The 16,452-nt window shown below is 41.5% G+C and carries 14 protein-coding genes; 3 read left to right on the forward strand and 11 right to left on the reverse strand.

Annotated features, from left to right (window positions below):
* Positions 1–32 precede the first annotated feature (32 nt).
* From AC1DYB_RS23430 to AC1DYB_RS23440, 3 genes are all read right to left on the reverse strand, one after another.
* A complete protein-coding gene (locus AC1DYB_RS23430; protein ID WP_295716460.1) occupies positions 33–224 on the reverse strand; it encodes a hypothetical protein in 192 nt (63 codons plus the stop codon).
* Positions 225–411: 187 nt separating this feature from the next.
* On the reverse strand, positions 412–1,041 hold the full coding sequence (locus AC1DYB_RS23435) for a DUF2306 domain-containing protein (protein ID WP_477438455.1): 630 nt from the start codon (positions 1,039–1,041) through the stop codon (positions 412–414).
* Positions 1,038–2,951 carry a WG repeat-containing protein gene (locus AC1DYB_RS23440; protein WP_477438457.1) on the reverse strand — a complete coding sequence of 638 codons (1,914 nt, stop codon included), beginning with the start codon at positions 2,949–2,951 and terminating at the stop codon, positions 1,038–1,040. Before AC1DYB_RS23440 ends, AC1DYB_RS23435 begins: the two co-directional genes overlap by 4 nt.
* Before the next feature lie 186 nt (positions 2,952–3,137).
* On the opposite strand from AC1DYB_RS23440, the gene AC1DYB_RS23445 reads away from it, so the two are divergent.
* Positions 3,138–3,683 carry a peroxiredoxin gene (locus tag AC1DYB_RS23445; protein WP_295716455.1) on the forward strand — a complete coding sequence of 182 codons (546 nt, stop codon included), beginning with the start codon at positions 3,138–3,140 and terminating at the stop codon, positions 3,681–3,683.
* Between the two features lie 320 nt (positions 3,684–4,003).
* On the forward strand, positions 4,004–4,588 hold the full coding sequence (locus tag AC1DYB_RS23450; RefSeq protein WP_477438459.1) for a carboxymuconolactone decarboxylase family protein: 585 nt from the start codon (positions 4,004–4,006) through the stop codon (positions 4,586–4,588).
* Positions 4,589–4,847: 259 nt separating this feature from the next.
* Here AC1DYB_RS23450 and AC1DYB_RS23455 read toward each other — a convergent pair whose 3' ends face one another.
* The 4 genes from AC1DYB_RS23455 to AC1DYB_RS23470 are packed head-to-tail and all read right to left on the reverse strand — an operon-like array spanning position 4,848 to position 9,489.
* Positions 4,848–6,398: a DHA2 family efflux MFS transporter permease subunit gene (locus AC1DYB_RS23455; protein WP_477438461.1), complete on the reverse strand. Its 1,551-nt coding sequence runs from the start codon at positions 6,396–6,398 to the stop codon at positions 4,848–4,850.
* A gap of 5 nt (positions 6,399–6,403) precedes the next feature.
* Positions 6,404–7,465 carry an HlyD family secretion protein gene (locus tag AC1DYB_RS23460; RefSeq protein ID WP_477438463.1) on the reverse strand — a complete coding sequence of 354 codons (1,062 nt, stop codon included), beginning with the start codon at positions 7,463–7,465 and terminating at the stop codon, positions 6,404–6,406.
* A 19-nt stretch (positions 7,466–7,484) separates the two neighbouring features.
* Complete coding sequence (locus AC1DYB_RS23465) at positions 7,485–8,864, reverse strand: TolC family protein (RefSeq protein ID WP_477438465.1); 1,380 nt, start codon at positions 8,862–8,864, stop codon at positions 7,485–7,487.
* Positions 8,842–9,489 carry a TetR/AcrR family transcriptional regulator gene (locus tag AC1DYB_RS23470; RefSeq protein ID WP_295716446.1) on the reverse strand — a complete coding sequence of 216 codons (648 nt, stop codon included), beginning with the start codon at positions 9,487–9,489 and terminating at the stop codon, positions 8,842–8,844. The genes AC1DYB_RS23465 and AC1DYB_RS23470 overlap by 23 nt, the downstream gene beginning before the upstream one ends.
* Positions 9,490–9,752: 263 nt before the next feature.
* On the opposite strand from AC1DYB_RS23470, the gene AC1DYB_RS23475 reads away from it, so the two are divergent.
* Positions 9,753–12,212, forward strand: coding sequence for a PIG-L family deacetylase (locus tag AC1DYB_RS23475; RefSeq protein WP_477438467.1), 2,460 nt, complete (start codon positions 9,753–9,755; stop codon positions 12,210–12,212).
* Between the two features lie 620 nt (positions 12,213–12,832).
* Here the strand turns inward: AC1DYB_RS23475 and AC1DYB_RS23480 are convergent.
* From AC1DYB_RS23480 to AC1DYB_RS23495, 4 genes are all read right to left on the reverse strand, one after another.
* A complete protein-coding gene (locus AC1DYB_RS23480; protein ID WP_477438469.1) occupies positions 12,833–14,455 on the reverse strand; it encodes an NADP-dependent glyceraldehyde-3-phosphate dehydrogenase in 1,623 nt (540 codons plus the stop codon).
* A 95-nt stretch (positions 14,456–14,550) separates the two neighbouring features.
* Positions 14,551–14,829 carry an Atu4866 domain-containing protein gene (locus AC1DYB_RS23485; RefSeq protein WP_295716441.1) on the reverse strand — a complete coding sequence of 93 codons (279 nt, stop codon included), beginning with the start codon at positions 14,827–14,829 and terminating at the stop codon, positions 14,551–14,553.
* Positions 14,796–15,635 (reverse strand): oxidoreductase, encoded by an 840-nt coding sequence (locus AC1DYB_RS23490; protein WP_477438471.1) that lies wholly within the window; start codon positions 15,633–15,635, stop codon positions 14,796–14,798. Before AC1DYB_RS23490 ends, AC1DYB_RS23485 begins: the two co-directional genes overlap by 34 nt.
* A gap of 79 nt (positions 15,636–15,714) precedes the next feature.
* On the reverse strand, positions 15,715–16,446 hold the full coding sequence (locus tag AC1DYB_RS23495; RefSeq protein WP_477438473.1) for an SDR family oxidoreductase: 732 nt from the start codon (positions 16,444–16,446) through the stop codon (positions 15,715–15,717).
* Positions 16,447–16,452: the final 6 nt, after the last annotated feature.

A 16,452-nucleotide genomic window follows, 5' to 3' on the forward strand; every position in this document is an offset into this window, starting at 1 on the left:
TCCAATTACTTATAAATGAGGGCAGATCAGGATCAGGCCTTTTCACCACGGCCTCTAACCATAACATTCAGGAAGAAAGCGGCAGTTAATAAACCTAATACACCACCAACAAAGATCCAGGTATAACCCTTGTCAATGATTGCGCCTACAAACATACCCGATACTAATGCTACTAAGTAGTATATATAATCTAAGTTTTCTTTCTCTTCTTCGTGATGTTTCATATTTGTTGTATTATAACCCCGGCAAAAATAGGGGTTTAATTGAATTTTAGCAACAGTTTATTTAGGATAAGATGATTATTATAACTGTTATCCAAAGCGTGTATAAACTATGAGCTATACAGAGCAGGTTATGCCAGTACAATGAGCTTGTTTAGTGATTGCAAGGCTATTATTTATAATAACATTTTTACACAGTTTTGTAGGTTGTTTTATCATATAGGTTTATCAGCTCTACCAATATGAGGTTAGGTACCCAACTTAAAAAAGCAATAATGATGTAGTTGTTATTAAAGTTAACGCCATTGCCAAAAACATGGAATAGTAATATATAAAAGCGCAGGGTTACGGCGCCAAAGGCGAGGCCATAGCTCCTGCGCATCATTTTAACGTGCTCATCAACCCTGCCATTTTTAATTAGTAGGAATGCTGCCAGTGTTGATGCAACCCACAAGGTATTCTGGAGCATAAACGACGCAAAAACACCATTGCCCCGGTTAACAAACAAGGTCATGACATAGGCGCCCGGTGCGGCAATAAACAAAATTCCAAAAACATATATTTTTCCCAGTGCCTTATGCAGTTGCCGGTTATTATATACCTTTTTTGAAAACTGGAAAAAACCAACCAGCAGAATGATGCTACTGGCAAAAATGTGGCAGTAAAACGCAGGCATGTACCAGCCTGTTTTAATGGCCGCCTGCTTAAAGCCTAAAAAGAAGGCATGGTTATGGGCAAAGCTTTCGTAAAATGTGCCAACACTCAAAATGGCTATCCATACAAATGCAAAGTACCTTAATAGCCGGCCGGTAATACTCATTTAGCTGCCAGTGTATTTGTTTTTTGCCTGTTTAGCTTACTGTTGATGAAACTGATATTATATTTATCAATGGTGGTTAATGAATCATCTACATTAGCGTTGCGGGTTGTATCGCCTTGTGAAAAACGGTATTCAAAAACATCATTCCACTTTTGGTTTTTAAATTTGTATTTGTACGATGCATAGATCTCGTTTTTCATGTACTGCAGCAGGGATTGATTTACATGATCCATAGTTATTTTTTTTGCTGAACGATATGGCCCCGTTGAGATGGTGTAACAGCCCTGCAGGTATGAATCATCGAGTTTTATAAATTGGGTAGGGAAGAGCCTTTCGGACTTTAAATCAACCAGTTTGCCGTTCTTAACCTGCAGATAATGATAGGATGGGCCTTCTTCCAGGGTCTCATCTTCGTTTAATAAGGGCTGGTAAAAGTAAGATGAAGATTTAAACTCAAACAGCGAATCGTTAATTGCCCTTGTAGAGCTTTCCTTACAAGTACTGGAAAGGGAACCGGACCCTTCGCCTTCGCCTAAATCTATAGATGTATTAAATCCCAGGATCTGGTTATGCTTCTTATCAACCACGAGTAGGTTTTTGCTGGTATAAAGACCACCTCTGCCGCCCAGGTAATCATTAACAATGGTGTAATAAGCACTTTGGAACCAATTGGCATCATCATCGTTTTTATCACCATCAAAGGCAACGGCTATGGAGCGGCTGCCTTCACCGCCATCCTCGTCTTCATTACTAAATATTTTCCTCAGCGGATTTGGGAAATCAATAAATTTAGGCAGTATCTCCAGGCCGGTGAGATACGATGGCGGGATAATAAGCGAGGTGCCTTGTGTTCGTGAATTATATTCCATCACGTTTTTTGAGCTTTCTTCAGTTAGCGTATAGGATTGGCCAAGGGTTTTAATCTGCGAAACAATATCTGCTATCTTAAAATCAGCTATTTTTTCTGATAGTGTGGTGTCTGCCTTAAGGTAAAAGAAATTCTCTCCATTTTTTAAAACGGCCAAATTATCTCCTGCTTTTAATGGATAGATCTGGTCATATTCAACCTGTACTACCAGTTTACCGTCGAGGTTATAAAGCCCTCTTTTATCGGCTTTTTCAACCTCAATAAGCCCTTCAATGGTTCCGTTGATGTTATGTATCAGGTCGTACTCCGCCGGAATGATTTCCTTCAGCTCTGGATTTACAAGTCCTATTTTAAAATCATCGTGGTTGATTTTACGGTCGTCCTGGTAGTAGAAGTTTTCGGGTAGTTTACCTTTTACCACATAGTAATATGTTTTGTTGTTTATATGATCAAACCATACTACGCTATCATAGCGTGCTTTTAACTGTTCGGCAGTTTTAAACGCGGCAAGGGTAATTGGGCTATAAATATCTTTTTCGGGGATGGTTTTGTTAACCACTTTATTTTGGTAGGCAATATAATCTTTAACAAAGTCGGTAGCGTTTACCTGGGTTATTTTATATTGTTTGTTATCTATTTTATGAATAGTGAATAACAGGGATGATTTTTCTGTTGGCAGGTTGTCGTGGTTAAAGCTTGTAACTACCAAAGCTGTTGCAAACTCGGGGTTTACAACTGTAATAAGGGCGTCTTCGGTATTTAAGCTTACTTTAAATATAGGTTTCGCTTTACCACCGGTATTGGTTTTATTAGTAAGCACGCTTAACAGTACTTTTACAAGCTTACTTTTTTGCTTGTCTTCAAAGTACAAACTGGCCGAATCTATATTGCCTGCTTTAATCTGCACGTTAAAGGCATTTAAAAACTGCGTGATCTCTCCCTTTTTTGGTGATACTAAATTTTTGCTCCGGATAAAGAGGAATCCGCAGGCAGCTATAACAATAACTGCTATAACAACAATAACGACAGGTTTGGTTTTCATGATACCAATATAGATATATTAATGAACCGCAAAAAAACATTTATAAAATTGCCTGTTTTTTGTAAATAGCTAAAATAGATGATGTTTAATATGTATATCAATAAAATCTATATCGTATAGATTTTTAGTATGAAACGCTGACTTATAAATCAGTATATTTGCATATCTAATAAAAAAAGAACAAATATGTTAACGATAGGACAAAAATTCCCTCAATTTTCTAAAACTGCTGTAACAAGTCTTGAAAAAGGAAAAGAGTTTGAAACACTTACTTCTGAGTATCTTGTAAATGATGATAACGTTTGGACAGTAATGTTCTGGTGGCCAAAGGATTTTACTTTTGTTTGCCCAACTGAGATTGCTGAGTTCAACAAAAACTATGGCGAGTTCCGCGACCGTGAAACCCGTTTAATTGGTGCTTCTACAGATTCTGAATTTGTTCATGCTGCCTGGAGACGCGATCATGATGATTTGCGCGATCTTAAATTCCCAATGTTGGCTGATACTTCAAAATCATTAGCCGAAGATCTTGGTATTTTGGAGCCAACAGAAAAAATTGCTTACCGTGCAACTTTTATTATCGATCCTACAGGTATCATCCGTTGGGTATCAGTTAACGACCTGAGCGTAGGCCGTAACGTTAAAGAAGTTTTACGTGTACTTGATGGTTTACAAACTGACGAGCTTTGCCCATGTAACTGGGAAAAAGGCCAGGAAACCCTTACCGTTTAATTACCCCTATTAATATATATCCTCGTACAATTAATCATTGTGCGGGGATTTCTTTTTAAGCTGTGTATAAGCTGAAAGAAGAAGGCATAGGGCCGAAAGCCTAAATGCTGTTTAAAAAGACACAGGTCTTATTTGCCTTTGTGTTTTTGCAAAATTCGGAATGATGAAATGACGTTTTAAAGTTTTTTACAAAAACGTCAGGAAATAGATTTAGACAGCTGTTAAAAGGCTGCCTAAATGGTTTAAACGAATTACAACAATCAAATTTCGCTAAAAGCTTTAAGCTATCGGCTTTTTGCTTTAAGCTCAAAATAAATATAATGACCGAAAGTACCGAAGTGATCGAGGAAATACTGGAAAGTATTGGATTAGATAAAGATTATCGTACCAACAGCCTTACGCTGCTGGAAAAAGGTGAGTCACGCTACCTGCGCGATCTGAAACTTAATTTTACAAGCATTCTTACCTCTGCGCAGCTAAGTGCTAAGGAGTGTGCTCTATTAGGCTTAAGCATCGCTGTAAATAACAACAACGCGCCGCTAACTGCTTATTTTACTAAATACGCAGAAGCGCAGGAAGCAACCGCTGCCGAAATTGCTGAGGCTGTTGGCTGTGCATCTCTGTTGGCGTGCAATAATGTGTTTTACAGGTTCAGGCATTTTACTCAAAAGGAAAAATACACCCAGATTCCTGCCCGCATTCGTATGCAGCTGATGATGAAACCTGTAACAGGTAAAGAATTTTTTGAGTTGATGAGCCTTGCAGTATCAGCCGTTAACGGTTGCGAAATGTGCGTAAATTCTCACGAAGATTCATTGATAAAATTGGCTACTACCGAGGAGCGTATTTTTGATGCCATACGTATTGCATCATTGGTAACAGCTACCGGGAAAGTTATTTTTTAAGGCTTTAATTATTAATTTCAACAGAAAAGGCATGAGATTTAAAAATTTCATGCCTTTTTCATAAATAACAGTTTATTACTGAATTTAATTTGTGTTTGTTAATTAAAAACTTCTAAATTTATGCCTAAGATTAAACAAACCTCGATTACACTAATTTTTCATTAAATCAATTGTACCTCGGGGCGAGTTATTAAATTTTAATTGTTAATTTTTTTTGGGGAAAGCCGTTCCAGGTAATAGTGGAACGGCTTTTATCGTTTTAATGTGCGTCCACAGGGATTTTAACGTTTGATTTTTTGAACGGCTGCAGGTAAAGCAATGGTATTGAAAACAGCATCACTAAACCCGAGATCCAGTAAGCATCATCATAGGTTAATAATAGCACCTGTTTGGTTAGTGCGCCCTCAATAGCACCATAGGCCATACGGGTTGCATCCATCATGGAGTGCCCTTTTGCCATAAACCCATGCAGTGCAGCGTTGTAGCGTTCAACAAAGGCCGGGTTGGTTGCCGTAATGTTTGTTAACAGATTTTGGCGGTGCACCCCCTGGCGTATGTGGATAACGGTAGTTAAGGTTGCTATGCCAAATGAACCACCCAATTGGCGCATCATATTGTTTAAGCCTGTACCCTGCCCAACTTCGGGCCCTTTAAGGTCAGCAATAGCAAGTGTAGTTAATGGTACAAATAGCAAGGCCATACCAATACCGCGTATCACCAGCGGAATAAAGAAGTTTCCTGTACCCATGGCCAGTGTTGAATTACTGAGCATCGTTGTAAATACAAAGAACAGGAACATACCCGCGGTTGCCATAAACTGCGCCGGGATACCTTTATTGAGCATTTTACCAATAAATGGCATCATTACTATGGTACATAACCCGCCGGGGAACAGGATCTCGCCCGTTTGCTGTGCCGTAAAACCAAGCAGGTTCTGGCAAAATACCGGGAACACGAACACCGATCCATACAACCCGAAACCGAGAATAAAGGAGGTGAACATCCCTACAGCAAAACTCCGGTGCCTCAATATACTGAAATTTACAATAGGGTAGTCGATGCTCATTTCGCGCCATATAAAAAGGATCAATCCTAATATGGCAGTAATAGTTAATACAGTTATATAAGGCGTGGCAAACCAATCTTCAGATTCACCTTTCTCCAATATAGTTTGTAAGCTACCTACAGCTATTGCTAACAAGCCAATACCCCACCAGTCAACAGGTTTACCTTTTTCATCTTTGGGTGTTTCGCGCACAAAGGTGTAAGCAAAAAACGCTGCAAGGGCACCTACCGGAATGTTTACATAAAATATCCATCTCCATGAAGAGTGGTCGGTAATATAACCACCTATGGTTGGGCCAACAGTTGGGCCTACTACCGCACCTAAACCAAATAATGCTGTAGCTGTACCAATTTGCTCACGTGGCCAGGTTTCTATCAAAATAGCCTGCGAGGTTGATATTAAACCACCACCGGCAATACCCTGCAATATCCTGAACATTACCAGCTCATTTAAGTTGGTTGCATTACCGCATAAAAACGAGGCAATGGTAAACACTATAATGGAGGTAATGAAGTAATTTTTACGCCCGAAACGGCTCCCCAGCCAACCTGACATCGGGAGTACAATTACGTTTGCAACAGCGTAACCGGTAATTACCCAGGCAATATCTTCCAGGGTGGCACCAAGGTTACCCTGTATATCGGGCAGGGATACGTTCACAATTGTGGTATCAATAAGCTCCAGTAACGAAGCTATGATAACCGTAATGGTGATGATCCATTTTTTAAAGCCTGTTTCAGCCATTTTATTTATCCTTTAATTACAGAAACCTTTACGCTCATACCCGGACGTAACCTATCCATGGTAGCTTTATCGGCGGTTATTTTAATTTTAACAGGTACACGTTGTACTACTTTTACAAAGTTACCGGTTGCATTATCTGGTGGCAGTAAAGAGAACTTAGCGCCTGTAGCAGGGCTAAAGTTGTATACCTGGCCTTCCAGTTTCATATCAGGGTAAGCATCAACTTCCACTTCAACTTTCTGTCCGTTTTTCATATCGTTCAGCTGAGTTTCTTTAAAGTTGGCCGTAATGTATAAGCTGTTATCATTTACTATGCTGAACAATGTTTGCCCTGCCTGTACCAGCTGACCTAACTGAACGCTCTTTTTAGCAGCCAGGCCGCTTGATGGCGCTTTAATAGTAGTATAGCTTAATTGCAGTTTAGCATAATCAATATCAACCTGCTTTTGGCTTACACCTGTGTTGGTAACCTTTAACTGGCTGCGTGTAGTACCAATTTGCTCAACCGCGGCTTTGTATTGATCCTGTGATGCCCTAAGGTTAGCCTTCGCTACATCAAGATCGGCTTTGGCCTGGTCAAATTGCTGCTGGGTTACTGATCCATCCTTAATCAGGTCGGCATAACGTGCATAATCTTTTTGAACTTTATCTAAACGGGCAACATTTGATTCAACCTGCGCCCTGGCGCCTGATGAGTTTGCCTGTGTAGCATAAATTTGTGATTGGTTAACGTTAATGCCGGCACTTGCACCTACTTGTGCTGCCTGTGCCTGCTCTAATTTAACCTTGTAATCGCGGTCGTCAATTTTAACTAAAGTTTGACCAACGGTTACGTGTACGTTATCCTCAAAATAAATAGAGTCAACATAGCCGCCAACGCGGGCAACTACCGGGCTTATATCGCCGTCAATCTGGGCATCATCAGTATCGATGTGTTTGCCAAAGTATAAGTATTCTTTGATGCCGAAAATGATACCACCAATAAGTAATACGCCTAATATAATAGGGATAACTTTATTTGGTTTCTTTTTTGGTTCCTGTTCCTGTGTTTCTTGTGCCTGTGCCATTGTATTATGTGGTTTAGTATTATTTGTTGTTGATTCTTCCTGTTGATTTTAATAAAGTATAGTAAGCAAGACCGGCGTCGGCCTTAGCCAGCTCCAGGTTTATCTGTGCCTGGTAAAGCAATGTTTCTGCATCGGCCCTGTCTGTGGCTGAAGCTATGTTGCTTTTATATTTTGATTCGAGGATCTTGTTGTTCTCGCCTGCCTGCTCAATAGATGTTTGTAAAAGCTTAATCTTTTCCAAAGCCATGGTCCAGTTCTGGTAGTTTTGGTTCACTTCGTCCTTAATACGGTCAACAGTGATGCTTTTATTGATAACTACCTGCTCGCGCTCAATGCGGGCTCCGGTAACTTTGTTTTTATTGGTCCATATGTTGCCAAAATTCCATGACAGGGTTAAACCTACCGTTAGTGGAGTAATGTACTGACCGCTTTTAGGAAGTGGATTGGCATTTAAATCAACATAATAAGCGCTTCCGGATGCCGCTAAAGTGGGCAAAGTATTGGCTTTTATGTTTTTGATGCTGGTTTCGGCAACCTTGGTGCGCAAATCAGCTTGTTGCAATTCTGCACGGCTTGCGTAAGCGGTATCTAAATAATTGCTCAATGAGGCTACCGGCCTGTCTGCTTCAACTATCTGGTTAATGTTTAGTTGCGTACCTTCTGGTAAGCCCAGCAACACATTCAGGTTATAGTTAATGATCCTGCGGTTAGTTTCAAGGTCGATGCCGTTCAGCTCAACATTTGAGCGTTGCAGTTGAAAACGCAATACATCATTCTTGGTAACCAAACCTTGTTCAAAAAACCTTTGCGATTGTTTGATCTGTGCATCAATAGTTGATAAATTTTGTACTACTACCTTTTTGCTTTGTAAAACCTTATACAGGTTATAATAAGAAGAGATAATGTCATAAGTGATCTGGTCCTTATCATTGGTTACATCCAAACGGGCAACCTGTGTAAGCAATTCAGTTGATTGCTGCGCGTATTTGTATTTACCGCCTGCATAAATCACCTGGCTTAATGATAGTATGCCTAAATAGGCATCGGCCCGGTTAGGTAAATTAAAACTGCTTTCTCCAAGCGATAATTTGTTGGCTGGTATTTCGGCATGGTTGTATCCGTAGCTTACTTTACCAGTTGGCAGCGCCTCATCTTTTGCCTGTTTGTATTGTGATACAGCCTGGTCAATTTTTGATTGCGAAAGCTTCAGCACTTTACTGTTATCAAGGCCCAGCTTAATGGCCTCATCTAAAGTGATTGTGCGGTCCTGGGCCGTTGCTGTTCCTGCGAATAGCAAACCAGATACTGCAAGGGCAGTACCATACCTCAAAAACACGCGGGCTGTGTTTTTCAACAGTTTAAGGTGGTCGGTTTTATTATTTTGAGTTGTCATTTTCATTAACTAAATAAGCTTTTAAAAGTCTTTTCATGTATGTTTTAATCCTGGGCTTCAGTTCTTCTTCCATAAATTTTTCATCACGAATATCATGGCCTATTATTAAGGAGGATAGCTGCGGCGTATTAATTATATAATTTTTGGTACCGAAGATGGTAGCTATCACCATGGGAACATCAATGTCTTTGTAGAAACTACCGTTGTTGAGGCCTTCTTCAATGATTTTCCTGATCTCAACAATGTTCACCATCAGTATTTCGGTGATCTTATCGGTAAGGTCCCAGCGCTTGTTCATCGATATTTCCCTGTTAATCAGTTTCTGAAAGCAGTTATTTACGATGATACGCTCCACATAATTATCGATGCATTTATCAAGCTTGCACCATGCAGTCATGCTGTCGTCATTTCCGATGTTTTGAAGCAGTGTACGGAACGACGAGATCTTACGCTCAAAAATTGCCAGGAAGAGTCCTTCCTTTGAACCGAAATAATAATTGAGCATAGCCATATTAACACCGGCCTCACCAGAAATTGTACGGGTGGAGGCACCATCAAAACCGAAGTCAGCAAACACGCGTTCTGCTACGTCGAGAATGTGGTCTTTTTTGTCTATTTTATCTTTGTCCATTGTTTTAACGGCACAAAATTAATCAAACGATTGATTAATCAAAGACTTCGAACACCAAAAGTTAATCGTTTGATTAATGATTACTATTGAATGACAAAATTGTTTTTATCTGCTTTAATTTTTTTGAAATTGGCAATTATGTGTTTAAACGGTTATATTATTGACAATTCAGGTTTATGCTGAAACCATGCTTTGCATCATGTCTCTGTTATATTCTTGATACATCAAATTGTAAATAGGTATCTTTCAATATATTTGTTTCCATGAAGCGTACCAACCTCGTTATTGCCTTATTATTTTTATATAACTGTGTAATTGCCCAAACCTCGCCGCCTACGGATATGGGTACCATTCAACAAAATTTTAAAAAGCTTAATACGTTGGGCAGCGTATTATACCTGGCGGCCCATCCAGATGATGAAAATACCCGATTGCTGGCCTACCTGGCACAGGAAAAACATTACCGTACAGGTTATCTTTCTATTACCCGTGGCGATGGCGGGCAAAATTTAATAGGTAATGAGCAAAGTGAGCTTTTAGGGCTAATACGCACGCAGGAGCTTTTGGCAGCCCGCAAGGTTGATGGCGCTGAGCAGTTTTTTACCCGTGCCAACGATTTTGGTTTTTCAAAAGGCCCCGAAGAAACCTTGAAGATATGGGATAAGGAAAAGGTTTTGGGTGATGTGGTTTGGGTGATCCGCAAGTTTCGTCCGGATGTGATCATTTGCCGGTTTCCAACAACAGGAGAGGGCGGACATGGTCACCATACCTCTTCGGCTATATTAGCCAAAGAAGCTTTTGCAGCCGCTGCCGATCCAAGCCGTTATCCCGAGCAGTTAAAATATGTAAAGCCATGGCAGGTTAAACGCCTTTTGTGGAATACTTTCAACTTTGGCAACACCAATACTACCGCGCCTGATCAGTTTAAGATTGATGTTGGCGTATATAACCCAACCATTGGCAAAAGTTATGGCGAAATAGCTGCCGAAAGCCGCAGCAACCACAAAACGCAGGGATTTGGCTCGGCTAAACAGCGTGGAGAATCATTTGAGTTTTTCAAGACTATTTTAGGCGACGCCCCACAAACCGACCTGATGGATGGCGTAGAAACGTCCTGGAAACGTGTTAAGGATGGAGAGAGCATTGGCGAATCTATCAAGGTGATCAGGAGGAATTTTGATGCCGAAGCTCCAGAAAAATCGGTACCTGCATTGGTAGCTTTACTGAGCAGGGTTGAAAAGGTATCTGACGTTTACTGGAGAGCGCAAAAAACAAAAGAGCTGAGCAATTTGATAGCCGCCTGTGCGGGTTTATGGTTTGAGGCTTACGCCAGCGCTCCTACGGTTGCTATTCACGATACCGTTAACTTTACTGCGCAAGTGGTGAACAGGTATAACGATAAGGTGAAGATTAATACGATAGGTGCAGGATACAATACTTTAAATTTAAATTCCAAAGAAGTACCGGCTAATCAGCTGCAAGTATTTAGCGGATCAACTATAGCCGATAAAATTACCCAGCCATACTGGTTAGAAACTCCGCATAAAACAGGTACATACAACATTCCAGATACACTGGCCGGTAATCCGGAAAATCCAGATCTTACAAAGGTGAACTTTCAGTTTATTATTGAGGGTAAGCCGGTAAATTTTGAGCGCCGTTTATTATACAAATATGTTGATCCCGTTAGGGGCGAGGTTTATCAGCCGCTGGTTATTACTCCGCCGGTTACGGTTAATATGACAAACCATATATTTATATCCTACGGACCATCATCTCAAAGCCTGCAGGTAAAGCTCAAGAGCTTTAAAAATGTACATACAGGAAGCATCCAGTTAAAATTACCTAAAGGATGGAAGGCTAATCCGGCCATCATTAATTTTAAGGATAAAAATAAAGGTGAGGAATGGACGGAGCAATTCACCATAACACCAACCCGCGAGGCGCAAAACGGACTTGCAGTAACAGGAGTAGCTGTTGATGTTGATTCGCGTTTATATGAGTATGAAATAAAGGAGATAAAATACGAGCACGTGCCAACTATCACCTTATTCCCGCCGGCCGAAGCCAAGCTGGTGAGCCTCGACCTGAAAACTGCCGGAAAAAAATTAGGCTACATTGCCGGCGCCGGCGATCAAATGCCCGAAGCTTTACACCAGGTAGGTTATGATGTGCATATACTATCAGAAAACGAACTCATGAACAGCGATCTATCAGTGTATGATGCTATCATTACCGGTGTGCGTGCCTATAACGTGAATGAACGCCTGGCTTTTGAACAACCCAAATTGATGGAGTATGTTAAAAACGGCGGTAATCTGGTTGTTCAGTATAATAACAATTCTGGCTTAGTTACAAAGCAAATCGGTCCGTACCCATTTACCGTTGTAAACCGCAGGGTTACCGATGAGGATGCTGTAGTTACTGTTTTAGATCAGCAAAACCCGGTACTCAATTATCCTAATAAAATAACACAGGATGATTTTAAAGATTGGATCCAGGAACGCGGACTATATTTTGTAACCGACATAGACCCTAAATACCAAACCATTTTCCAGATGAACGATAAAGGCGAATCGCCCCTGAATGGTTCATTAATAGTTGGCGACTATGGTAAAGGCAGGTTTGTATACACCTCTTTGGCGTTCTTTAGAGAATTGCCTGCAGGTGTACCTGGAGCTTACCGCTTGTTTGTGAATTTATTGAGTAAACCGAAAAATTGATTAGTCAATCTCAATTTCCCACTTCTTAGAGGCTGTCTAAAAAAAGATTTATTAAATGTTTTTAGGCTGGTAATGAAGCTCATACCCCGCGTCATTGCGAGGCACGAAGCAATCTCTTTGCTGTACAGAGCGACTATGCAAGTCCGACCTGCCAGTGTAGAGATTGCTTCGTTCCTACCCATGACGTATTGAATTTTGAGGCGTGTCGGCCTGTCAGTCTGAGCCTGTCGAAGACTCGCGCGGAGAGGCCTTTGCCCGCTATCCTTCGACAGGCTCAGGATGACAGCCAGTTTTGTTACGTCATTTCCCCTTCAGAGGCCACCGAATTTTACCACTCGCAATGGCGTGTCTTCAAAAAAACTTTTTGTCATCCTGAACGGAGTGAAGGATCTGTTATACGCCATGCTTCTTCGCCCTGTAAAGTCTGCTAATAGATCCTTCACTGCGTTCCGGGATGACAAATTTTCAAACGTCATTTGACTTTTAGTGTCCTCCGGATTTTACGCCTTACAGCAATGACGACCTGTTTTTATTTTTAGACAGCCTCTTATAAACGACAATCGCGAACTATGCAGGTTTACCCTGTAAAGTTCGCGATTGCCGTTTAATGAAATTATTACCTACAATATAAACTTGGTACTCAGGAAATTGGATTCGTTGCCGTTCACAATTTGGTTGAGGATCTGTTTATTGGTCTCGGTCATTTTTGTGGTAACCAGTGATCGGATAGAGAATGATCTTAAGGCATCATGTACAGACAAGGTACCTTCGGCACTATCCTTACGCCCGGTAAAAGGGAACACATCTGGTCCGCGCTGGCACTGGCTGTTGATATTAACACGGCTTACCAGGTTCACAAACGGATCTATCAGTGATGCAATCTCTTTAGCATCGTTGCTAAAAATACTCACCTGCATACCATGCGGCGAATCTATCTGGTAATCAATTGGCTCCTCGATCGATTCAAACGGAACTACCGGGATAACCGGACCAAACTGCTCTTCGCGATAGAGTTTCATTTTTTCGTTAACCGGATACATAATGGCCGGGTAAAAGAATGAGGCCACAGTTTCGCCGCCATTTTCATTAATGATGCGTGCGCCATGGGCTATGGCATCTTCAACAATATCGGTCAGGAAAGCAGGTTTATGCGGCTCGGGCAGGGGAGTAAGTTTTACATCTTTATCCCAGGGTAAACCAAATTTTAGTTTGGCAACGCCTTCGCTCAAGAGTTTTAAAAACTCATCGGCAACTTCCTTTTGTACAAATATCATTTTAATGGCAGTACAGCGTTGCCCGTTGAATGATAGCGCGCCCAAAATACATTCGTTAACAGCTTGCTGCAAGTCGGCATGTTTGGTAACAATAGCTGCGTTTTTGGCATCAAGGCTCAAAACAGCACGTAAACGGTTAATTTTTGGATGGCGTTTTTTCAAATCATTGGCCACTTTGCTTGAGCCAATAAAGGCCAGTACGTTAACCTTGCCAGATGCCATTAACCCCGGTGTAACAACCGCTCCACGACCATAAATGGTGTTCACCACTCCCTTGGGGAATGATTCCTGGAAAGCTTTAAGCAATGGGTAGTGTAATAACGTACCATGCTTGGGTGGTTTAAATAATATGGTATTGCCCATGATCAAAGCGGGGATCAGGGTGGTAAAAGTTTCATTAAGTGGATAGTTGAACGGTCCCATACACAGCACCACGCCCAACGGCGAGCGGCGGATCTGGGCGACAAGCCCCTCGGCCATTTCAAAGCGGGAGGAATGGCGGTCGATATCCTTCAATGCATCTATAGTAGCATTAATATACTCGATGGTACGATCAAACTCCTTTGCCGAGTCGCCGTATGATTTGCCTATTTCCCACATCAGCAAATTGACAACCAGGGCGCGTTGCTCGCTCATTTTATAAATAAATTGCTCCATGCATTTAATGCGGTCGGCAATACTCATAGTGGGCCATTCGCCACGGCCGTTATCATAGGCGGCCAAAGCGGCATCTAATGATTCAAAGGCTTCTTTTTCTGTACAAACGGGGTAGGTACCTATTAGTTTTCGGGTAAAGCCATCGCCATTTAAAAAGCCAACGGGCGAGTAAACTTCGCTTACTTCACCGTGCCATGGCTTCATTTCGCCATTGCTTAAGTATTCGCGCTGGTGTACTTCTGTTATCCGGAATTCTGGCGGGATTAGGTTTTCCTCTACAAATATTGAACTGAGCTGGTCTTTAAAACTCATATTTTTCAGGGGTTTGATTTTTATAAAGATAAAAAAAGCCTGCTTTAATAAGCAAGCTTTTTATGGCGATTATGAATTATTGACAATTTTGCAATTCAGGCGCTCTCTTTATATAATACCATGCCGGCGTGATAAAAAACACCGTCTTTAAAGTCGCCATCGGCAGTAAAACCAGAGTCATCCAGGTATTCAACATGTTTACCCAAAATGTTATAATAGCCGGTGTAGGCGCTTTTTTTATTTCCGCGGGCCTCGTTGTAGCGGCCGTTTGGTAAAAACTCATGGCGTATATAACCGTCTTTGGTTACCCAAACGCCTATATGCTCATTGTTTTTCATTGTTAAAAACCAGTTGATGTTGTTAGTTCTTTCCATGTTTCAAGGTCTTTTTGTACCGCTGCTATTTTTTGGTTGGCCAGCTGGTAGGCATCGGCACCTAAAAATAAATTGAGCGGTGGGTTAGGGTCGGCTACAATTTTTATCATAGCTTCTGCGGCTTTTTCCGGGTCTCCGGCCTGTTGTTGATCTAAACTGCCCTGGTGTAAGTTTACGGTGTTGCGCACAGCCTGGTAGGCATCTATTTGATGCTTAGGTACTACCAATGATCCCGGCGATAGGAAACTGGTGCGGAAATAGCCCGGCTGTACAATTGTTACTTTGATGCCAAAAGGCTCAACTTCGGCCGCAAGTGCTTCAGAAAAACCGTTAACGGCAAACTTTGTAGAGCTGTAGATGCCGCCGCCCGGGAAATTACCTGTAAAACCACCTATTGAGGAGATGTTTAAAAAATGACCGGATTTTTGTTCGCGCAGGTAAGGCAGCGATTTGCGGATAACATTTAATGAGCCAAAAACGTTCACTTCAAAATTATCGCGGGCTTCTGCATCGGTTAGTTCTTCAAGGCCGCCCAGCAAACCGTAACCGGCATTGTTTACTACTACATCAATTTTACCAAAGGTACTGATGGTTTTTTCGATAGCTTCCTGTACACTTGCCTCGTTAGTGATGTTAACCGCCAGCGGTAAAAACTGATCATTGTTAACACCAACCGCGTTTTCCAGGTCGCTTATGTTTCTTGATGTGGCAGCTACTTTATAGCCTCCATTTAATAACCTTTTTACCAGGCTAAGCCCCAATCCTTTTGAAGCCCCGGTTACAAACCATACTTTTTGATTTTCCATTTTATATATTTTTTAGATGATTTCACCGGTTTTGATGGTGATTTCATTGATTAATGTTGTGATTGATTGTTGTTGTTGATTATCGTGTTTGGCCAAGCGGCCTTAGCACTACATCGTTTATGGTGACATTGCCGGGCTGGCTTATCGCGTATATTACCGCGTCGGCAATGGCTTCCTCGTCCATTTTGAGCATGTTTTTTAAATTCCCATACAAGGCCTTGATTTTAGGGCTGGTAATGTCATGCCCTAACTCTGATTGTGTGGCTCCCGGGAAAATGGTAGTTACTTTAATGGTTTGGGCAACTTCTTCGCGCAGGGTTTCCATGATAGCCTTCACTGCGAATTTGGTTCCCGAATAAACGCCAATACCCGGCGATGTTTTTATGCCACCTACTGATGACGTTGCCAGGATATGGCCTTGTCCCCTTTGCAGCATGTGTGGCAACACGGCATTAATACCATATAACACCCCTTTAATATTGATATCAATCATGCGGTCCCATTCATCTACCAATCCTTCTTCAAAAAAGGAGAGGGGCATGATGCCGGCATTGTTCCATAATACATCCACATGGCCAAACTTTTGAATGGCTTGCTGAATAAGGTTATCCAGGTCTGTACGTTTACTTACATCTGTTGTTACATAAATGGCGTTATCGCCCAATTCTGCAACCATAGTTTTTAACTGATCTTCCCGGCGGGCAGCCAAAACTACTTTGGCGCAAAGGGTAACTAATTTACGGGCCGCTGCCGCGCCTATGCCGCTGCTGGCACCGGTAATTACAATTACTTTATCTTTAATGCTTTCCATTTTTTT

This window comes from Mucilaginibacter sp. P2_A4 (assembly GCF_056405015.1).